Origin of the sequence: Actinomadura sp. NPDC048394, assembly GCF_040651755.1 — a bacterium.
Taxonomy (GTDB): domain Bacteria; phylum Actinomycetota; class Actinomycetes; order Streptosporangiales; family Streptosporangiaceae; genus Spirillospora; species Spirillospora montaniterrae.
The window spans coordinates 92,107-112,937 of sequence record NZ_JBEZJL010000024.1; the positions used below are offsets into that span (position 1 = coordinate 92,107).

Annotated in this window: 17 protein-coding genes; 14 read left to right on the forward strand and 3 right to left on the reverse strand. The window is 71.9% G+C overall.

Translation table 11 applies throughout. The features are described from left to right. Positions 1 to 8: 8 nt before the first annotated feature. A complete protein-coding gene (locus AB0C78_RS19395) occupies positions 9 to 659 on the reverse strand; it encodes a response regulator transcription factor (protein ID WP_360749583.1) in 651 nt (216 codons plus the stop codon). Continuing rightward, a complete protein-coding gene (locus tag AB0C78_RS19400) occupies positions 656 to 2,638 on the reverse strand; it encodes a histidine kinase (protein ID WP_360749586.1) in 1,983 nt (660 codons plus the stop codon). The genes AB0C78_RS19395 and AB0C78_RS19400 overlap by 4 nt, the downstream gene beginning before the upstream one ends. 129 nt (positions 2,639 to 2,767) lie before the next feature. On the opposite strand from AB0C78_RS19400, the gene AB0C78_RS19405 reads away from it, so the two are divergent. Next, complete coding sequence (locus tag AB0C78_RS19405; protein ID WP_360749589.1) at positions 2,768 to 3,448, forward strand: hypothetical protein; 681 nt, start codon at positions 2,768 to 2,770, stop codon at positions 3,446 to 3,448. A 200-nt stretch (positions 3,449 to 3,648) separates the two neighbouring features. On the opposite strand, the gene AB0C78_RS19410 is transcribed toward AB0C78_RS19405, so the two are convergent. Next, positions 3,649 to 4,845 (reverse strand): ROK family protein, encoded by a 1,197-nt coding sequence (locus AB0C78_RS19410; RefSeq protein WP_360749592.1) that lies wholly within the window; start codon positions 4,843 to 4,845, stop codon positions 3,649 to 3,651. Between the two features lie 161 nt (positions 4,846 to 5,006). Between AB0C78_RS19410 and AB0C78_RS19415 the strand changes: the two genes are divergently transcribed. The 13 genes from AB0C78_RS19415 to AB0C78_RS19475 all read left to right on the forward strand — a co-directional run bounded on the left by AB0C78_RS19415 (position 5,007) and on the right by AB0C78_RS19475 (position 20,807). Further along, positions 5,007 to 6,320 (forward strand): glycoside hydrolase family 36 protein, encoded by a 1,314-nt coding sequence (locus AB0C78_RS19415; protein WP_360749595.1) that lies wholly within the window; start codon positions 5,007 to 5,009, stop codon positions 6,318 to 6,320. Continuing rightward, positions 6,317 to 7,468, forward strand: a complete 1,152-nt coding sequence (locus AB0C78_RS19420; RefSeq protein WP_360749598.1) for a sugar ABC transporter permease — start codon at positions 6,317 to 6,319, stop codon at positions 7,466 to 7,468. Before AB0C78_RS19415 ends, AB0C78_RS19420 begins: the two co-directional genes overlap by 4 nt. Before the next feature lie 9 nt (positions 7,469 to 7,477). Next, positions 7,478 to 8,287 carry a carbohydrate ABC transporter permease gene (locus AB0C78_RS19425; RefSeq protein WP_360749601.1) on the forward strand — a complete coding sequence of 270 codons (810 nt, stop codon included), beginning with the start codon at positions 7,478 to 7,480 and terminating at the stop codon, positions 8,285 to 8,287. 15 nt (positions 8,288 to 8,302) lie between these two features. Then, the gene (locus AB0C78_RS19430) at positions 8,303 to 9,613 is read left to right on the forward strand and encodes a sugar ABC transporter substrate-binding protein (protein ID WP_360749604.1); all 1,311 of its coding nucleotides are present in this window, start codon (positions 8,303 to 8,305) and stop codon (positions 9,611 to 9,613) included. 12 nt (positions 9,614 to 9,625) lie between these two features. Then, positions 9,626 to 11,173 carry an alkaline phosphatase D family protein gene (locus AB0C78_RS19435; RefSeq protein WP_360749607.1) on the forward strand — a complete coding sequence of 516 codons (1,548 nt, stop codon included), beginning with the start codon at positions 9,626 to 9,628 and terminating at the stop codon, positions 11,171 to 11,173. Positions 11,174 to 11,183: 10 nt separating this feature from the next. Next, entirely contained in the window at positions 11,184 to 13,190 is a 2,007-nt protein-coding gene (locus AB0C78_RS19440; RefSeq protein WP_360749610.1) for an NPCBM/NEW2 domain-containing protein, read from the forward strand. A gap of 11 nt (positions 13,191 to 13,201) precedes the next feature. Continuing rightward, positions 13,202 to 14,812, forward strand: coding sequence for a beta-N-acetylhexosaminidase (locus tag AB0C78_RS19445; RefSeq protein WP_360749613.1), 1,611 nt, complete (start codon positions 13,202 to 13,204; stop codon positions 14,810 to 14,812). A 7-nt stretch (positions 14,813 to 14,819) separates the two neighbouring features. Further along, on the forward strand, positions 14,820 to 15,875 hold the full coding sequence (locus AB0C78_RS19450) for an amidohydrolase family protein (RefSeq protein WP_360749615.1): 1,056 nt from the start codon (positions 14,820 to 14,822) through the stop codon (positions 15,873 to 15,875). Further along, positions 15,872 to 16,495 carry an SGNH/GDSL hydrolase family protein gene (locus tag AB0C78_RS19455; RefSeq protein WP_360749618.1) on the forward strand — a complete coding sequence of 208 codons (624 nt, stop codon included), beginning with the start codon at positions 15,872 to 15,874 and terminating at the stop codon, positions 16,493 to 16,495. The genes AB0C78_RS19450 and AB0C78_RS19455 overlap by 4 nt, the downstream gene beginning before the upstream one ends. A 152-nt stretch (positions 16,496 to 16,647) precedes the next feature. Next, complete coding sequence (locus AB0C78_RS19460; protein WP_360749621.1) at positions 16,648 to 17,040, forward strand: hypothetical protein; 393 nt, start codon at positions 16,648 to 16,650, stop codon at positions 17,038 to 17,040. Between the two features lie 358 nt (positions 17,041 to 17,398). Then, positions 17,399 to 18,601, forward strand: coding sequence for a SpoIIE family protein phosphatase (locus tag AB0C78_RS19465; RefSeq protein ID WP_360749624.1), 1,203 nt, complete (start codon positions 17,399 to 17,401; stop codon positions 18,599 to 18,601). Positions 18,602 to 18,744: 143 nt separating this feature from the next. Beyond that, positions 18,745 to 20,364 (forward strand): ATP-binding protein, encoded by a 1,620-nt coding sequence (locus tag AB0C78_RS19470; RefSeq protein WP_360749627.1) that lies wholly within the window; start codon positions 18,745 to 18,747, stop codon positions 20,362 to 20,364. Then, entirely contained in the window at positions 20,361 to 20,807 is a 447-nt protein-coding gene (locus tag AB0C78_RS19475; protein WP_360749630.1) for a response regulator, read from the forward strand. Before AB0C78_RS19470 ends, AB0C78_RS19475 begins: the two co-directional genes overlap by 4 nt. The last annotated feature ends 24 nt before the right edge of the window (positions 20,808 to 20,831 follow it).

Below are 20,831 nucleotides of genomic sequence, written 5' to 3' on the forward strand. Positions count from 1 at the left end.
GCCCCTGGTCAGGGAGCGGAATCGGGGGCGCCGAGGCCGGCTTGGCGGGCTCGGACGATCGCCTCGGAGCGGTCGGCCACCTGGAGTTTGGCGAAGATGCTGGAGATGTGGTTGGCGACCGTCTTGGGGGAGATGCCGAGCCGCCCGGCGATCTCGGCGTTCGGACGGCCCGCGGCGATCAGGCCCAGGACGTCGCGCTCCCGGTCGGTCAGTTCCGGGAACGGCTCCGTCGCGGCCGGCGGGGCGGCGAAGAAGCCCAGCACGCGGCGGGCGATGCCCGGCCCGAAGATCGCCTCTCCGGCGGCCACGGACTGGATGGCCCGGACGATCTCCGCCTGCTCGGACCCCTTGAGCAGGTAGCCGCGGGCGCCGGCGCGCATGGCGGAGAACACCGAGTCGTCGTCCTCGTACATCGTCAGCATCAGCACCGCCACGCCGGGGGCGGCGGCGGCGATCTGGCGGGTGGCTTCGATCCCGTCGAGGCCGGGCATCTGGATGTCCATGACCAGGACGTCCGGGCGCCGCGTGACGGCCTCGCGCACCGCGGCCCGGCCGTCGGCGACCGCGGCCAGGACGGTCAGGCCGTCGATGGAGCCGAGCAGGGCGGTGAGGCCGCTGCGGACGATCGGGTGGTCGTCGGCGACGACGATGCCGATCATCGGAGGACCGCCAGCGGGAGCGCGGCGGCGACCCGGCCGCCTTCCGGGCCCGGCCCCGCCACGCAGACGCCTCCCACCTCGGCGGCCCGCTCCCGCATCGACGCCATCCCCACGCCGCCGCGCCATGGCCGGTCGCGCGCGGTCCCGTCGTCCGTGACCTGGACGTGGAGCCTCCCGTCCGCGTGGATCCGCACGTCCACCCGGTGCGCTCCGGAGTGCCGCACCGCGTTGGTCAGCGCTTCCACCGCGATCCGGTACGCGGCCGCCTCGACCGCCGCGGGCAGGGCGGGCAGGGTGTCCGGCGCGGTCAGCCGGACGACCATCCCGTCGCGGGCGAGCCGGTCGATCGCCTGCCGGACGGCGCCGACGAGCCCGAGGTCGTCGAGGGCGGGCGGGCGCAGGTCGTAGACGAGCCGGCGGATGCCAGCGACGGCGTGGGCGACCTCGCCGCGCAGTTCGGCGATCAGCTCGCGGGCGGCGTCCGGGTCCGCGGCCAGCAGGTTGCCCGCCGCGTCGGCCTTGAAGGCGACTCCGGTCAGGGCGGGGCCGAGCCCGTCGTGCAGGTCGCGGCGCAGGCGCCGCCGCTCCTCTTCGCGGGCCATCACGATCGCCTCCCGGGAGCGCCGCAGCTCGTCCGACAGTCCCACGGCGTGCACCGCGACCGAAAGGGGCGCGGCCAGCAGTTCCAGTACCGCCCGGTCGGTGCGGCCGAGGCGCTTCTCGCCCGGGCGCAGCCCGATGACCAGGTCGCCGATGCGGTCGGGCCCGTAGGTGACGGGCAGCGTGTGCAGCAGTTCCGGGGCGTCGCCGGAGGCGGCGATCTCGGTTCCGCCGGCGCGCAGCGCCGCGAACGGCAGGCGCAGCGCCTCCCGTACCGCCTCCAGCACACCGGGCAGCCCGGCCGCGAGCCGCTCACCGACCCGCGACACCGCCCGGACCGGATCGCCGCGGTCGCCGTACAGCACCCGGTCGACCAGGCGTTGCAGGCGGACCCGCACCGGGTTGAACCCGACGGCGATCAGGACGGTCGCGGCCAGCGAACTCCCCAGCCCGACCTGTTCGCGCATGACCCGGTCCAGGAGCGCGACCAGCCCGATGTAGACCCCGGCCACCCCCGTGGTGAGCAGGCCGTACAGGGCGGTCCGGGACACCACGAGCCGGATGTCCAGCAGCCGGTGCCGCAGGATCGCGATCGCCATCGCGGCCGGCACCAGCGGGATCGAGAACAGCACCACGACCGGCGTCCCGGCGACGAAGGCCCACGGCACCCACGCCACCGCCATGATCAGCACCGCGGCGACCAGCCAGAGCAACTGCCGCCGGCGGTGCTCGTCGCCGCGGCGGTAGCGCACCGCCAGCGCGGCGAGCCCGGCCAGGACGACGAGCAGGGTCCGCGCCTCCGCGACCTGGGTCAGCCAGGCCGACGGTGAGCCCTGCACGGCGGTGTACCCCAGCGGATAGCCGTCGGCGATCGGGTCGTGCTCGGTGGCGAGCTCGGCCTCGAAGAGCGGGCTGGAGAGGACGGTCGCCCACGCCACCCATCGCCAGCCGCGGTCGAGCCCCGCGTCGCCAGGGAAGAGCTGCAGCAACAGCGGCAGGCACAGCCCGATCGCCCACGGCCACGAACATGTGGCGACCGTGACCAGGCCGCGGACGAGGACGTCAGGCCACCCGTGGATCAGGCCGTACCTCACCAGCGGCACGGCGCCGGCCGTGACGGCCTGCAGCACGCCGGCCGCGAGCAGCAGCCAGCCGACCGGATTGCGCGGCCGGTGCCAGGCCACCAGGACCCCGCAGGTGGCGAAGGAGACGCCGATCAGCGCGTTGGTCACGACGAAGGCGTCCAGCGCCTCGCCGAAGCTCATCCCGGCGGCCGCCGCGCAGGCCGCGCCCGTGAGCGCGGACCCGACCGCGGCGCCGAACAGAGCCGCCGACAGGACGCGGCGGCGCCGCGTCCGGCCATGAGGGTCGCGGTTCATGCCGCCATGATGACCCGCGGCTCCCGGCCTGTCGTGGGGGCCGGGTCCCAGGCGAGCCGGGAGATCCTCCCGGCCCGGCCGCGCGGCGCACCCTCCCGGCGGGAGCACACGGGAGCCCACCGTGAGGGCATGACGACCACCACGGCGCCCGCCAGGCAGGGCGCGAGCCACATGAGGGCCGGCACCATCGGCCTCGCACTGCTCATCCCGGTCGGACCGCTCGCCGTCGCGGTCCTGCGCGGGATACTTCCGTACCGGACCACCGACTCGATGACCGCGATGGCCGGGAAGGTCGCCGCCCACCAAGGAGCCGAGCAGGCCGTGCTGTGGCTCAGCATGGCGGCGGCCTTCGCGCTCGTCCCCGGCACGATCGCGATCGGGGCCCTGGCGGTCCGCGGCGCCCGGCGCCTCGGCACCGCCGCGACGATCCTGGCCGTGGCGGGCTTCTCCTCGCTGCCGGGCATCGTCGCCCCCGACCAGGCGGCCCTCGCGGGCACCGAGGCCGGGCTCTCCCCGGCGGCCGTCGGGCATCTGCTCGACCAGGTGTACGAGCAGCCCACGATCGCACTCGCCGGCGTCGTCTTCGTCCTCGGCCACGTGCTCGGCGTGCTGCTGCTCGGCATCGCGCTGTGGCGCGCCGGAGCGATCCCCGCCTGGGCGGGCCTCGTCCTGGCGGTCTCCCAGCCCCTGCACGCGGTGTTCGCCGTCGGCGTCCCCAACCATGCGCTGGACGCCTGCGCCTGGGGCCTGACCGCCCTCGGCTACGCGGTCGCCGCCCGTGCCCTCCTCCTCGAACGGACGTCGCGATGACCCGGCAGGACACCGCCGTGAACGGAAAGGGCCCCCGGACGACCAGCCGACTCCGGACCGGCCTGGTCACCCTTGCCGGCGTCGTGCGGCTGCGGCGAGGGGCCCGGAGCCGCGGCTGGTTCTGGGCGGTCGTCGCCACCCGCGCGGCGGATTCCAGCTTTGCCGGCCTCTCCGGATATGGCTGCGGAGACACTTCGGGGTCAGGTGGGGTCGGGGCCCGGTGGTGAGGTCGCGGGGCGGACCGGCGGGCGCAGGGCCGGGGCGTCGGGGGCGAAGAAGAGCTGGTCGAGGTGCTCGATCGCGTAGTCGATGGCGCCGAGGACGACGCACTCGTCGCCGAGGGTGGACGCGCTGAGCTTCGGCATGCGCAGGCAGACCCGCTCGAGGCGGGAGCGCAGGGGCGGCAGCAGGACGTCGGCGGAGCGGGAGAAGCCGCCGCCGAGCACCACGATCTCCGGATCGAGGAGCAGGACCGCCGCGGCGGTGCCGACCGCGAGCTTGTCGGCGAAGCGGGCGACGGCGTCCAGGGCCGTCGGGTCGCCGTCGCGGGCGGCCGCCAGGGTGAATCCGGCGGCGTCCTCGGGCGGCAGGCCCTCGGGGACGATCGCGGCGTCGTTGAGGTCCACCGGCCCGTCCCGCCAGCCGGCCTCGGGGAGCATGACGATCTCGCCCGCGGCCGCCCCGAAGCCGCGGTGGAGCCGGCCGTCGATGATCAGGCCGGTGCCCATGCGGCGCCCGATGTGCAGGAAGACCACGTCCCTGGCGTCGCGGGCCACGCCGCGCCTGGTCTCGGCCAGCGCGGCGAGCCGGCTGTCGTTCTCGACCAGCACCCGGCAGGGGAACATCTCGCCGAGCAGGCCGCCGAGGTCGAGGTCGCGCCAGGCCGGGATCGAGGCCGACATGATGACCCGGCCTTCGGGGCCGACGAGCCCGGTGGTGCCGACCGCCACCGCCCACAGGTCGGCGATCGTCAGCCCGCCCAGGGCGAGGCAGGCGGCGGCGGCCTGCTCGATCGCCGCCAGCCGGTCCTCGAGCGGCGCGTCGGGGTGCGCCGGGCGGCGCGTCTCGGCGAGGACGCCGCCGTCGAGGTCGGCGAGGGCCGCGCGGATGTGGTACGCGCCGATGTCGAGGCCCATGAGGTGCCCGCCGTCGGCGCGGAACCGGTAGCGCCGGGCCGGCCGGCCCATCGTCCCGGACGCCGGAGGCACCTCCTCCACCCATCCCATGGCGCTCAGCTCGTCGATGACCTCCTTGGTGGAGGGCCGCGACAGCCCGGTGCGCTCGGCCAGCGCCGACAGGGTCACCGCCTCGGCTCCGCGCAGCGTCTTGATCACGGTCAGCGCGTTGAGCTGCCGCAACCGCGACAGGTCGCCGCCCATCGGCGGCATCGTCGACATCAGAAGGTTCCCTTCGGAACGCGGGGGAGGGGGCGGCAACGACTCACCCGATCAGCCTAGGCGGGCGGCAAGTCCAGTGCAAAGCACCCATTGCCATCCACCTCCGGCCCGTGTACTAATGATGGTCTCCTCTATAACTCTCCTGGAAGTGAGAGCATCCGATGCCGTTCACCGATGTCGGAGAGATCACCCGTCTCTCGCCCCGGACGCGGGTGTTCGAGTTCGGCTGGCAGTCGTGGAGCCCGACCGGCGCCTACCGGCCCGGCGAGACGCCGCCGCGTCCCGCCGACGACAACGTGCAGACCATCTGCTACCGCCCGGAGACGCCCGTTCCGGCCGGGGCGTTCCAGGGCGAGGGATTGCTGGCCGTCGATCCCGGTGACGGCGGACCGGTGTCGGTCTTCGCGGGTCCCGGCCCGGAGGACGTGCCCTCGATCCGGGCCCGCGAGGCCGGCGGCCGGCTCGTCGTGTCCGCCGACGGGCCCGTCACGCGCCACGAGGTCGACGGCGGCCTGGACGCCGCGCTGCGGTGGTGGGCGGACGGCATCGCCGCAGGCCATGCCCCCGAACGGTGCCCGGCCGTGCCGCCCATGTGGTGCTCCTGGTACGGCTACTGGGACAAGGTCACCGACGCCGACATCCTCGACAACCTCGCCCTCGCCGAACGGCACGGCATCGACGCCGACATGTTCCTCATCGACGACGGCTACGAGGCCGAGATCGGCGACTGGCTGGACCTCCGGCCCGGGTTCGGGTCGCTGGAACGGTCCGTCGGCGCCGTCCTGGAGTCGGGCCGGCGCGCGGGCATCTGGGTGGCGCCCTTCCTCGTCGGCCGGCGCAGCCGGACCTTCCGGGACCATCCCGACTGGCTCGTCGGCGGCGCGCACGCCGGCGTGATGTGGGATCAGGACCTCGCCGTCCTCGACGTGACGCACCCCGACGCCGCCGCGCACCTGGCCCAGGTCTTCACACGGTTCCGGGCGCTGGGCCTGAGCCATTTCAAGCTCGACTACCTCTACGCGGGGGCGCTGCCCGGGCGGCGGCACGAGGACATCGGTTCGATCGCCGCCTACCGGCGCGGTCTCGAACTGATCCGCGCGGCCATCGGGCCGGACGCCGCGCTGCACGCCTGCGGTGCGCCGATGCTGCCGAGCATCGGCCTGGCCGACATCATGCGCGTCAGCCCGGACACCGCACCCCGGGTGCTGCCGAAGGCCGGCGACCTCAGCCAGCCGTCGCAACTCGGCGCCCGGCTGACCGGAGCCGCGCGCGAGTTCCTGCACGCCCGCTGGTGGGTGAACGACCCCGACTGCATCATGGCCCGGCCGGAGGTCGAGGCGCGCGAGGAGTGGGCCGAGCACATCGCCGCCGGAGGCGGGCTGCGCGGATCCGGCGACCCGATCGCCGCGCTGGACGCGTGGGGCCTGGAGACGACCCGGCGGCTGATGGTGCCGACCCGGACGGAGCCGTCGTGACGAGCAGCGCCGGCCACCTGCCGGGACGAGCCGACCCGGCGGACGGCGCCGAGCGCGATGGCATCGAGCGCGATGGCATCGAGCGCGATGGCATCGAGCGCGATGGCATCGAGCGCGATGGCATCGAGCGCGACGGCATCGAGCGCGACGGAGCCGAGCGCGACGGAGCCGGCCGCGACCGGGCCGCCGCGACCGTCCCGGCCGCAGGCGCGCATGAAGAGCCGGCCCGCGGCCGGCCGGCAGCGCGCGGAGCCGGGCACCGCCCGCGCCGCCGCCTGGGGCGCACGAACTGGTACGCCTACCTGTTCGTCGCTCCGAGCCTGTTCGGCGTGTTCGCCTTCCTGCTGTTGCCCCTGCTCATCGTCCTCGGGCTGAGCCTGTTCCACTGGGAGCTGCTGTCCAGCCCGTCCTTCGCCGGCCTGGCGAACTACCGGCGGCTCGCCGGGGACGGCGGGACGTGGCACTCGGTCTGGGTGACGGTCCTGTTCGTCCTGCTGAGCATCCCGGCGCAGACCGTCCTCGGCCTGCTGCTGGCGCTGCTGCTCAACCAGCGGGTCAAGGGCGTGGCGTTCTACCGCGCGCTGTTCGTCGTGCCGTGGATGGCCACGCCGATCGTGATGGGCCTGGTGTGGACGTGGATCTTCGACCCGCGGGACGGCGCGCTGAACAAGCTGCTCGGCGTCGCCGGGGTGAGCGGGCCGGACTGGCTGACCGACCCGTCGTGGGCGCTGCCGTCCGTCGCGCTCGTCAACGTGTGGCAGTACAGCGGCTACACCATGCTGTTCTTCCTGGCCGGGCTGCAGGGCATCCCGCAGGAGCTGTACGACGCGGCGGCCACCGACGGCGCGAGCCCGGTCCAGCGGTTCTTCCAGATCACCCTGCCGCTGCTGAATCCGACGACGTTCTTCGTCACCGTGACGAACCTGGTCGGAGCGTTCCAGATCTTCGACACGGTCTACGCGATGACCGACGGCGGGCCGAGCGGCAGCACGGAGGTGCTCAACTTCAGGATCTTCGAGACGGCCTTCCGGCAGTTCGACTTCGGCTACGCCTCGACGCTGGCCGCGCTGCTGTTCCTGCTCATCCTCGCGGTGACGCTCGCCCAGGTCCGGTTCTTCGCCAAGCGCACCACCTACGACCTGAGCTGAGGAGGGACCATGGTCAAGCGCACCGCGCTCTACGCCACGCTGGTCGCCGGCGCCTTCGTCTCCGTCTTCCCCTACCTCCTGGTCGCGCTGACCGCGCTGAAGACGCCGCGGCAGCTCAGCGGCACCGAGCCGTGGGAGCCCGGGCTGCCGCCGACCTTCGCCAACCTCGACCGGGTGATGCACTCCGGGTTCGCCGGCTACCTCGGCAACACGCTGCTGATGACGGCCGCGCTGACCGCCGGGCAGCTGGTGTTCACCACCTTCGCCGCCTACGCGTTCGCGCGGCTGCGCTTCCGCGGACGCGACGTGCTGTTCTGGCTGTACGTCGCCACGATGATGGTGCCCAGCGCGGTCACCATGATCCCGCTGTTCCTGATCATGCGCGAGCTGCACCTGGTCAACACCTGGTGGGGGCTGCTCGCGCCGTACCTGCTCGGCACGCCGTACGGGATCTTCCTGATGCGGCAGTTCTTCCGCGCCCTGCCCGCCGGGCTGGAGGACGCGGCGCGCATCGACGGCGCCGGGCCGCTCACCATCCTGCTGCGCATCGTCCTGCCGCTGTCGCGTCCCGCCCTCGGCACGCTCGCGATCATCACCGTCATCTCGTCCTGGAACAACTTCATGTGGCCGCTGATCATCACCAGCGGTGACGACACCAGGGTCGTCACCGTGGGGATCGCCGGGCTGAAGGGCGCCATCGGCGTCGACCCCAACCAGATGACCGCCGCCGCCCTGATCGCCCTGGTGCCGATGGTCGCGGTGTTCGTCGCCTTCCAGAGATACATCGTCCGCTCGGTGGTCCTCACCGGCCTCAAGTAGAAGAGGTCAGCCGCAATGACATCCCCCCGAATCCGCACGATCGCGGCCGTGCTCGGCGCCGCGCTCCTGTCCACCGCGACGGCCTGCGGCGGCTCCGGCGACTCCGGAGGCTCCGTCACGCTCACCTACCGCCTCTGGGACGACCAGCAGAAGGCCGGCTACCAGAAGGTGATGGCCGCCTTCGAGAAGGCCGACCCCGGCGTCCACGTGAAGATCGAGCTGCTTCCGTACGACCAGTACTGGACCAAGATGACCGCGGACGCGGTCGCGGGCACGGCGCCGGACGTCTTCTGGATGCAGACCTCGCAGTTCCCCGAGTTCGTCACCAAGGGGATCCTCGCCGACCTGGGCGCCCTCAAGCTCGACACCACCAAGTACAACGCGAACGTCGTGCAGTCCTACACCTACAAGGGCAAGCTGTACGGCGTGCCGAAGGACTTCGGCATCGTCGGCCTCCTCTACAACGAGGACCTGTTCAAGAAGGCCGGCGTCACGATGCCGGACAAGCTCACCTGGGTGCCCGACGGCTCGGGGACCCTGCTGGAGACGGCCCGCAAGCTGACGGTCGACGACAACGGCAAGCATCCCGACCAGCCGGGATTCGACGCCGGCAAGGTGAAGCAGTACGGCTTCGCGTCCTGGAACCACTACCAGACCCAGTGGATGAACTGGGTGAGCTCCAACGGCGGCAAGCTGGTCGACAAGCCGTTCGGCAAGTACGCCTTCAACGACGCCGCCTCGGTACAGGCGCTGCAGTTCGGCGTCGACCTGGTGAACAAGTACCACGTGGCGCCGCCCGCCGCGCAGACCAACCCGCCCAGCGACAAGATCAACGAGATGTTCAAGCAGGGGCGGGTGGCGATGTTCCCGGCCAACAACGCGCTGCTGCCGTTCGTCGCCCCCGGCGCGAACTTCAAGATCGGCATCGCGCCGATGCCGGCGGGCCCCGCCGGGCGCGTCGTGAACATCAACGGGCTCTCCGAGGCCGTCTACGCCAGGAGCCCGCACAAGGAGGCGGCGATGAAGCTGGCCCGCTTCCTCTCCGGTCCCGAGGCCCAGAAGATCATGGCGGACGGCGGCTACGTCTTCCCCGCGCTGAACGGCCTGTCCCAGGGCTACGTCGACTACTGGAAGCAGAAGGGCCTGGACGTCTCGCCCTTCCTCGAGGAGTCGCGGGGCGCCACGTTCAACCTGCCCGTGACGACCGGCTTCACCGCGTTCGAGAACAAGCTCAACCAGACCTTCAACGACATGTACCTCGGCAAGCTCACCCCGCAGCAGGCCGCCGACCAGGCCGTCCGTGACGGCGACGCGCTGGTCAAGTAGTCGAGGAGCCTCATGATCACCCGGCGTTCCCTTCTCGCCGGGGGCGCGAGCCTGGGCATCGCCGCCGCACTGGGTGTCCCACCCGTGCGCGCGGCGGCCCGGCGCGCCCCGCTGGGCGAGGTGTTCCGGCTCGGTGTCGCCTCCGGCGAACCGGCCCCCGACGGCGTCGTCCTGTGGACCCGTCTCGCCACCGACCCGCTCGCCCCCGACGGCCTCGGCGGCATGCCGCACCGTCCCGTCCCCGTCGAATGGCAGGTCGCCGAGGACGAGCGGTTCCGCAAGGTCGTGCGGAGCGGCGCGCAGGTCGCGGTTCCCGAGTCCGCGCACAGCGTGCACGTCGAGCTCGACGGCCTGCGGCCCGGTGCCGAGTACTTCTACCGCTTCAAGGCCGCGGGGCAGGTGTCACCGGTGGGTCGGACGCTCACCGCGCCGGCGCCCGGCACGAGCGGCCGCGCTCTCAACCTCTCCTTCACCTCCTGCGCCGACTACCAGGTCGGCTGGTTCACGGCGTACCGGAGGATGGCGGAGGACCATCCGGATCTCATCGCCTTCCTGGGCGACTACATCTACGAGTACGGCGACTACAAGTACCCCGTGCGGGACCAGGCGGGCGGCGAGTGCTTCGACCTCGCCGGGTACCGGTTGCGGCACACCCAGCACAAGACCGACCCAGAGCTGCAACTCGCGCACGCGATCGCTCCGTGGGTCACCGTCTTCGACGACCACGACGTCGAGAACGCCTGGGCGGGCGACGTGCCCGAGCAGCCCGATCCGCCGTTCCTGCCCAGGCGGGCCGCCGCGTTCCAGGCGTTCTACGAGAACATGCCGCTGCGCCGCGCGCAGAAGCCCGTCGGGGCGGCGCTCCACCTGTACCGGACGGTGCGGTGGGGATCGGTCGCCAACCTCCACATGCTCGACACCCGCCAGTACCGCGACCTGTACGCCTGCAACGACGGCAAGTCCGGGACGATCGGCGCCGACTGCACCGAACGCCTCGCTCCGAACCGCACCATCCTCGGCCAGGAGCAGGAGGACTGGCTCGCCGGTCAGCTCAAAGCGTCCAGCGCGACCTGGGACCTCCTCGTCCAGCAGGTCTTCTTCATGGAGATGGACTGGACGAACGGAGAGGCGAAGGGCTACTCCAACGAGGGCTGGGACGGCTACACCGCCAGCCGCAACCGCGTGGCCGCGGCGATCGACGACAACAAGCGCAACGGGGTCGTCCTCACCGGTGACGTGCATTCGCACTGGGCGGGCGAGGTCAAGCGCGACTACCAGGACCCCGAGTCGAAGTCCGTGGCGGTCGAACTCGTGAGCACGTCGGTCACGTCCGCGGGCAACGGCCTGGACGAGTACCCGAACACCGCGCAGCTGCTCGCGGAGAACCCGCACGTCAAGTTCTTCAACGGGCGGCGCGGCTATGTCAGGAGTGTCATCTCCGGACGGGAGATGAAGGTCGACTTCCGGTCGCTTCCCGTCGTGACCCAGCCCTACGCGCTCGCCTACACCTCCGGCTCGTTCGCGATCGAGCCGGGCGACCCGAGCCTCCACCCGGCCTGACAGGACGATCATGCGCAGACGCGTGACCGCCGCCCTCGCGGCGGTGCTCCTCGCCATGTCCACCGTGCCGCAGTCCGGCGCGATGGCCCGCTCGGCGGCGCCGCCCGCCATCGACACTCCGCCGATGGGCTGGAGCAGCCGGGCCCTCGGCTGCTCGGTCTCCGACGCCTCGGTGCGCCAGGCGGCCACCGGCCTGGCGGCGCTCAAGGCCGCCGGCTACCGCCATGTGATCATCGACGACTGCTGGGAGGCCGGGAAGCGCGACTCCTCCGGACGGCTGGCCGCCGACCCCGGCCGCTTCCCCGACGGGATGAAGGCGCTGGTCGACGCCGTCCACGCCGAGGGCCTGAAGTTCGGCCTCACCCTGTCCGCGGGCACCAAGACGTGCGCGGGCGGCGGTCCCGGTTCCTACGGACACGAGGCCGACGACGGGGCGCTCGTCAAGGAATGGGGCGTCGACTACGTCAAGTACGACTACTGCTCGATCCCGACCGCCGACTTCCCCGGGCAGAACTCCCAGGCCATCGCCCAGAAGCTCTATCCGCGCATGCGCGAGGCGCTCGGCGACGGGATCGCGTTCGCCATGAACAACGAGGACGGCAACAGCGTCCCGTGGCTGTGGGGCGGGCGGCTCGCCACCACCTGGCGGACGAACGTCGTCACCAAGCCGATCTCGGACTCCTACGCGAGCATGCTCGGCATCTGGGAGACCGCGATGCTGCGCCTGCAGTACGCGGGACCGCACAGCTACGCCGACCCCGACCTGCTGCAGGCGGGCCTCGGTGGCATGACCGACACCGAGTACCGCACGCAGGTCAGCCTGTGGGCGATGGCCGCCGCCCCGCTGATCCTGCAGGCGGCCCCGGACAAGGCGCCCGCTGCGATCGTCGCCAACCCGCGCGTGGTCGCGGTCGACCAGGACGCGCTCGGCCGTCCTGCCGCCTTCGCCCGCACGGACGGCTGGTACCACGTCCTGTCCCGGCCGCTGGCGGGCGGCGACACGGCCGTCGCCCTCTACAACGAGAGCGACCGGGAGAAGACGATCTCCACCACCGCGAGCGAGCTGAAACTGCCCGCCGCGTCCCGTTACCGCGTGGAAGACCTGTGGAGCGGAGCCGTCTGGAGCACAACCGGGGACATCGCCGCGGCGGTGCCCGCGCACGGCACCGTCATGTATCGCGTCAGCACGCGGCGGGATTCGTCCGCGCCTTTGCCGACCTACGAGATCGACCCCGCCACCGTCCTCGGAGAGACCCGGCCCACAACGGTCGAGCCCGGCAAGGACAACTCCCTGCTGACGCGGGTGACCAACACCGGCGGCACCGCACCGGTACGGAACGTCGCCGTCACGCTGACCGTGCCCGACGGCTGGAAGGCGAAGGCGGTGACCCCGTCCACCTCCGGGAGGCTGGCGCCGGGTGCGACGTTCACCACCCGATGGACGGTCACTCCGCCCGCTGGAGCCGCGCAGCGCGACTATCCCCTGACCGGGAAGGTCACCTCCGACCGTTGGAACGACGGGCTCGACGGGAGCGCGGTCGTCCATGTGGCGACCGCGCCCGGCTCCGGTACGAGCTACCTCAGCGACGTGCCGTGGGCGACGATGGTGAACCACCTCGGCCCGGTCGAGAAGGACATGAGCGGCGGCAACGCCGCCGCCGGCGACGGGCACCCGCTCACCATCGGCGGCGTCCGGTACGCCAAGGGCCTCGGCGCGCAGGCCCCCGCCGAGATCGGCTACTACACGGCCGGACGCTGCACGACCGTCGAGTTCTATGCCGGGATCGACGACGAGGTCGACGCGCCCGGAGCCGTCCGCGGCTCGGCGGACTTCCAGGTGTGGGCCGACGGGGAGCTGGCCGCCCGCACCGGCGTCCTCACCGGTGACAACGCACCGAAGAAGGTCACCGCGTCCGTCAAGGGGGCCGGCTACATCCGCCTGGTCGCGACCAACGGCGGCGACAACGCCTATTTCGATCACACCGACTTCGCCGACGCGAAGATCACCTGCGACTGACGGGGGCATCGATGGTCATTCCGAAACCGGTACGTCTCGACTCGCGTCCGGGACGGCTCGTCCTCGACCGGCACACCACCCTGACCGCCGACCCCGCGCTCGCCGAGGTCGCCGCCTGGCTGCGCGGCGAGCTGAGCCCCGTCACCGGCGGCGAGCTGCCGCCCGGGCCGCGGCCGGGCGGGATCACGCTCGCGGTCCGGGAGCTGCCGCCGGAGGCGTACCGGCTGAGCGTCGAGGACGGCGGCGCGCTCATCGAGGCCGCCGACGCCGCGGGCGCGTTCTACGGCGCGCAGACGCTCCGGCAGCTCCTCCCGCCCGAGGCGTACCGGAAGGCGTCCGCCGGCCGGAGCCTCCCGCTGCCGCATGTCCGGATCGAGGACCGGCCGCGCTTCGCCTGGCGCGGCTGCCTCCTCGACGTCGCCCGGAACTTCCTCCCCAAAGCGGACCTGCTGCGCTTCATCGACCTGATGGCCGTGCACAAGCTCAACGTCCTCCACCTGCACCTCACCGACGACCAGGGCTGGCGGCTGGAGATCAGGCGCTATCCGCGGCTGACCGGTGTCGGTGCGTGGCGCCGGGAGAGCCAGGTCGGGTGGGACGGTCCCGGCGACGGCCGCCCCCACGGCGGCTACTACAGCCAGGAAGACGTCCGCGAGATCGTCGCCTACGCCGCCCGGCGGCACATCACCGTCGTCCCGGAGATCGACCTGCCCGGCCACACCCAGGCGGCGATCGCCGCCCACCCCGAGCTCGGCAACCTCGACACCCCCCTCGACGTCGCCACGACCTGGGGCGTCGGCCCGAACGTCCTCAACGCCGAGGAGCACACGGTCGCGTTCTTCCAGAACGTCCTGGACGAGGTCGTGGAGCTGTTCCCGAGCCCGTACATCAGCATCGGCGGCGACGAGTGCCGCAAGGACCAGTGGCGGGCGAGCCCGGCCGCGCGGCGCCGGATCCGCGAGCTCGGCCTGCGTGACGAGGCGGACCTGCAGAGCTGGATCATCGGCCGGGTCGCGAGCCACCTCGCCGCCCACGGCCGGCGCACGGTCGGCTGGGACGAGATCCTGGAGGGACGGGGCGCGCCCGAGCACGCCGTCATCACCTCGTGGCGGGACGACCACGGCACCGTGGTCGCCGCCAAGAGCGGGCACGACGTCGTACCCTGCCCCAACACCTCCGTCTACCTGGACTACCGCCAGGCGCCCGGCGACGAGGAGCCGGTGCCGTTCGGCACCGTGCTCACCGTCGACGACGTCTACGCCTTCGAACCGATCCCGTCCGCGCTCGCGGGAGACCGGGCGGCCCGGCGCGTCCTCGGCGCCCAGTGCTGCCTGTGGACCGAGCTGATCGACTCCACGCGGCAGCTGGACTACATGGCCTTCCCCCGGCTCGCCGCCTTCGCCGAGACGGTGTGGAGCACCGAGGACCGGGACCCGGCCGGCTTCCGGCGGCGGCTCGACGCCCACCTGGACCGCCTCACCGCCCTCGGCGTGGAGTACCGTCCCGAAACGGGACCGCTGCCCTGGCAGCGCCGCCCCGGCGTGGCCGGGCGTCCCGAGGAGGACGACGCCTGGCAGGCGAAGGTCTCCGAATGGACCCGTCCCCTCCGCGAAGGCCGCTGAGGCGGCCATGCCCGATCTCCACGATCTGCGGCTGTCCGACTATGCGCCGCGCCCGAGCGTCGCCATCCCCGGGAGCCGTGTTCCGCGGCCGCGGTACCGATGCGTCGACGTCCACAACCACCTGGGCCGCTGGCTCACCGGAGACGGCGGATGGATGGCGCCGGACGTGGGCCGGCTGCTCGCCCTCATGGACGAACACGACGTGGCCGCCATCGTGAACCTCGACGGCATGTGGGGGGAGGAGTTGTCGGCCAACCTCGACCGCTACGATCGCGCCCACCCGGGCCGGTTCCTCACGTTCTGCCAGCTCGACTGGGGCCTGCTCCGCGAGCGCGACGGCGTCGGCCGGCTGGTGGGCAGCCTGGAGGACTCGCACGCGCGCGGCGCCCGCGGCCTGAAGGTCTGGAAGACGCTCGGCCTGCACTACACCGGACCCGACGGCCGCCTGGTCCTGCCGGACGATCCGCGCCTCGCCCCCGTCTTCGCCGCAGCGGGGGACCTCGGCCTGCCCGTGCTGATCCACACCGCCGATCCGGTGGCGTTCTTCCAGCCCGCCGACCGGCACAACGAGCGGCTCGAAGAACTGCTGACCCATCCGGACTGGCACTTCGGCCGCCCCGGCCTTCCGTCCTTCCAACGACTCATGGACGCCCTGGAGGGCCTCGTCGCCGCTCACCCGCGCACCGTCTTCATAGGCGCGCACGTCGGCTGCTACGCCGAGGACCTCCGATGGGTCTCGCGCATGCTGGACGAGCATCCGAACTTCCACATCGACATCGCCGGCAGGCTCGCCGAACTCGGCCGCCGTCCGCGCGCGGCCCGGACGCTGTTCACCCGCCACCCGGACCGCGTCCTTTTCGGCACCGACGCGTTCCCGCTCTCGGCGTCCTCGTACCCCACGCACTACCGCTTCCTGGAGACCGCCGACGAACACTTTCCCTACGCCCCCGACGAGGAGATACCGCCCCAGGGCCGCTGGGCCATATCCGCACTCGACCTCCCTGACGACGTGCTGGAGAAGGTCTACAGCGGCAACGCCTTGCGCCTAGGGACCGGAAATTGACCCAGGCAGGAAAAATCATCTGGCCCGATAGCGGAACGCTGCGAGTCAACTTCCTCGGCGACTCCGTCGGCTACCGGGGATCCTTCGCCAGCACGCCGGAGAACTCCTGGCGGTATCTCATGCGGGCCCGCCTGGAGTCGGTCGGCCCGGTCGCCTACGGCGGTTACGACCACACCCACAATGCCAATGGCAACACCGTCTTCACCTCGGTCTCCAATGTCAGGGGCGGCGAGGACCTGACGTTCGTCATGCTGGGCACCAACAACGTCCGGGAGGCGCAGGAGTACAACGCCTTCTCCTCCGACTGCGCCTCCGTGCTGGACCGGGTTCGCATCGCCGCGCCGGACGCGCTGCTGGTGGTCGGAGGAACATGGATGCCGAGCGACGGAGGAACATGGGCCGACTGCGAGCGCGTCGCGCACTACAACGCGCTGATCGCGGAGCAGGCGCGCAAGCACGACGGCCTGTACGTCCCGTTCACCGACGTGTTCGACCACGCCCCGAACCGCCACCCGACGGGAGATCCGGCATTCGGCGGATACACCACCGACGGATTCCACCCGAACGACACCGGACACCGAGCGATTTATGACCGGTACCGAATCGCGCTCAGCATGTAGGCCCCCAAAACCCCAGCGACGAGACCCGACGGCGTCCCCGCGAACTGGTTCCGCAACCGGATCTCCGCATCCACGACGTCCGCCGCGCCCACGCCTCCTGGCTCCTGGACGGCGGCGCCGACCTCGTCCGGTCCCTGCCCCGGGAAGCGGAGTTGGTCATCGACCGCTCGGCCATCACCGTGCACGTACGCAAAAGCGCAACCAACATCGGCACGCTGCGAACACCGTGGAGGGACGTCTCGCACGTGGGGGTTCTGCCCCCTAAACGCGGCTCGGTGAACCCGAAGATGACACAGGTGTACGAGGGGAACCACCTGCTGGTGGTCCGTTTGCGGCCAGGTGCTTCGTACCCCGCAACCCAAGGCATGCGCTTCTCCCGCGAGCTGCACGAGCTCGGCTATCGCGTCATCGGCACGGTCGGCAGCTTCGGCGCCGGCAAGGAGCAGATCCTTGCTGCCCTGGATCGGTTCGTGGGCGACCGCGTACTGCACACCCCGCAGGAGTTCCTCGACCGTGACCCCCGCGTCCAGCCAGACATGTTCTGAAAGCGTGAGCGGCAGGACCGATCCGGTGGCACGACGCAGCCTCTGGTTCTGCGTTCGAGCGCAGGCACGGCTGCCCGTCGAACAGGATCGGCGGGCGGAGACGCTGGCGGTGCGACTGCCCGTGATCCTGTTCGGGCCTCGCTTGAGCAGGCGGGATCCGTGAGGAAGCCCGAGGAGGGGCTCAGAGGCACATGCCGGGCCGGGGTGTCCCGAAGGCCCGGCTGGATATATTTGCCGGATGGCAACTATTATCGGCGCTTCGAGGATGGACCTGAGCGAGGTGGCCACGGGAGGGCTGGAGTAGCTGATGACGCGGCAGAGCGAGGTGGGAGCGGCGGTTGTGCCGTCGCCTCCCAGTGTGCTCGGTGCCGTCGGCGACTCTTGGAGTGGCGCTCCTAGCCTGGGGCTGCTGGAGATCCTGCTGGTGGAGGACGATCCCGGCGACGCGCTGCTGGTCGAGGACATCCTCGCCGATACCGGGCTGCAGGCATCGCTGCGGTGGGTGCGTTCGCTCCGCGAGGCGCAGAGGCCGCTGACGGCGCGACCGACACCCGATTGCGTACTACTGGACCTCCATCTGGGGGAGGCGCAAGGACTCCAGGTGCTGCGGCAGGTCCTGGAATGGGCGCCCGGCACGGCTGTCGTCGTGCTGACCGGCCTCGCGGAATCGCAGGCCGGGATGGCCGCGGTCGCCGCCGGCGCCCAGGACTACCTGTCCAAGGCGCAGCTGGACCCCGACACCCTCGGACGAGCCGTCCGGTACGCCGTCCAGCGGCGGCAGGTGCAGCAGGCGGTCGCGGCGCTGCAGGCCGAGCAGCTGCGCGCCGAGGAGAACGCCCGGCTGGAGCGCGGGCTGCTGCCGAGCCCGCGGGTGGCCAACCCGGACCTGCAGGTGGTGACGCGGTACCGGCCGGGCCGGGTGCATTCGCTGCTGGGCGGCGACTTCTATGACGTGGTGGAGACCGACGACGGGCAGGTGCACGCGGTCATCGGGGACGTCTCCGGGCACGACCCGGTGGCGGCGGCACTGGGGGTGAGCCTGCGGGTCGCGTGGCGGTCCTTCGTGCTGGCGGGGGTACGCGGAGCGCGGCTTCCCGAAATGCTGGAAGAGCTGCTCGTCGCCGAGCAGGGCGGCACGGAGATGTTCGTCACCCTCACCACGGTGACGCTGTTCCCGGAGAGTCCGGTCGCGCAAGTGGTCCGCGCGGGCCATCCGGGTCTGCTGTTGCACGGCCATGGCCAGGTCCGGTTGCTCGAACCGCCCGGCGGTCTCGGCGTGGGGATGGTCCCCGGGCTGGAGACCTGGCAGGAGCACCAGCTGGAGATACCGGCCGGGACATCGTTGGTGATGTTCACCGACGGCCTGTTCGAGGTGCGGACGGGCTCGGACGGGCGCCACCTGGACACGGAAGGCCTGCTCCATCTCGCGCAGCGCCACCGGCACCGCCCGGCGGAGGAGTTCGTCGACGCGCTGATCCTCGACGTCGAGCAGGCCTCACTTCAGCATGGCGGCTTGGCCGACGACGTCGCCGTCATTCATCTGGGATGGGCCGATACGTGACCGTTTCACCCCCGCAGGTGCAGGCCGATGAGCCCGCAGACGACAGCGATCCCGCTGCGCCTGCGGGAGATCCGGCGCGCGTCCGGCGCGGAGTCCCGCTCCGGCGCGGCCTGACCGTCCGATCTTGGTTCACGCTGGCCGCGGTGCTGATCGGGGTGCTGACCGTCACCGCCGCAGTGGTCGTCCACGGCCAGCTGGGCCACACCGCGAGAGTGTCGGACCGGCTGGTGGACACCATCACGCCCGCGCAGGTCGAGGCGGGCCGGCTGCAGATGGCGATGCTCGATCAGGAGAGCGGGGTGCGCGGCTACGCCCTGGCCGGCGGCCCGCGGTTCCTGCAGCCCTACACCGACGGGCTGACCACCGAGCAGCAGTCGATGGCGCGGCTGCGGCGGCTCCTGGCCGACGAGCCCACCCTGCGGGCAGACCTGGTGGCCGTCCAGCGGGCGATCGAGGCGTGGCGCCGCGACTACGGCACCATGGTCATCTCTCAAGTCGCCGAGCACGGTCCCGGGGCGGACGCGGCGGCCACCGCCGCACGCGGCGAGCCCGCGTTCGACGCGGTCCGGGCCAGTTGGGCGACGCAGAACCGGGACCTGGCGCAGGCACGCGCCGCCGGCCGCGCCGAACTCCGCGACACCCGCACTGCCCGGAACTGGACGCTGACCGCCTTGTTCGCGGCGCTGCTGACGGTCGGGACGCTGCTGGTGGTGCTGCTGCACTACGCCGTGGGGCGGCCGCTGCGGATGCTGCGCGTCGCGTCCCGGCAGGTCGCCGACGGCGACTTCACCCACGTCATCAGCGCGCACGGCCCGGCGGACGTCCGCGACGTGGCCCGCGCGGTCGAGGCGATGCGCGTCCGGATCAAGCGGGCGCTGGATCGGTCCACCGAACGCGAGCGGACCCTGCAGCGCCAGGCCGCCGCGCTCGACGCGCAGACGGCAGAGCTGCGCCGTTCCAACGCCGAGTTGGAGCAGTTCGCCTACGTCGCCAGCCACGACCTGCAGGAGCCGCTGCGCAAGGTCGCCTCGTTCAGCCAGATGCTGGAGCGCCGCTACGCCGACCAGCTCGACGACCGCGCCCGCCAGTACATCGGTTTCGCCGTGGACGGCGCCAAGCGCATGCAGGTGCTGATCAACGATCTGCTCGCCTTCTCCCGGGTCGGACGCATGCACCGGCAGCAGCGACTCGCTTTGCGCGAGCCGCTGGAGCGGGCACTGGCCAACCTCGACGACGCCCTCGCCTCCTCCGGCGCACGCGTCGAGGTGCCCGGCGACCTCCCGCAGGTCGCAGGCGACCCGACGCTCCTGACGATGCTGTGGCAGAACCTCGTCGGCAACGCCGTCAAGTTCTGCCCTCCCGACCGCGATCCGGTCGTGCGCATCGCCTGCGAAGGGGAGGACGATCAGTGGCATCTCACCGTCACCGACAACGGGATCGGCATCCCGGTCGAGTACGAGGAGAAGATCTTCGTCATCTTCCAGCGGCTGCACGGCCGGGACTCCTACAGCGGCACCGGCATCGGCCTTGCCCTGTGCAAGAAGATCGTCGAGTACCACGGCGGCCGGATCTGGCTCGATCCCGAGCACCGGGACGGCGCACGGTTCCACCTCACCCTCCCCGCCCTCGCCCAGGCCGACACCGATCAGGCCGACATCGATCAGGCCGACCCGGGCCGCTCGGCCGGCCCGTTCGCACCACCCGGCACCGGTACCTCCGGCGCCGTTTCATGTTCCACCGACCCGCAGGGAGCCCGTTCGTGACCGGTACCGCCATCCAGCCCATCACCGTCCTGCTGGTCGAGGACGACCCCGGCGACGAGCTGATGACCCGCGAGGCGTTCGAGCACAACAAGGTCCGCAACACCCTGCACGTCGTCCGCGACGGCGCCGAGGCCCTGGACTTCCTGTACCGTCGCGCCGAGCACGCCGAGGCACCCCGCCCCGACCTGATCCTGCTGGACCTCAACCTCCCCAAGCGGGACGGCCGCGAGGTCCTCCAGGAGATCAAGTCCGAGCCCGACCTCGCGGCCATCCCCGTGGTGGTGCTGACCACCTCCTCCGCCGAGGAGGACATCCTGCGCAGCTACTCGCTGCACGCCAACGCCTACGTCACCAAACCCGTCGACTTCGACCAGTTCATCAACGCCATCCGGCAGATCGACGACTTCTTCGTCACCGTCGTCCGTCTGCCCACCCGGCGCTGACGCCGCTCGCTCGCCCTCTCCACG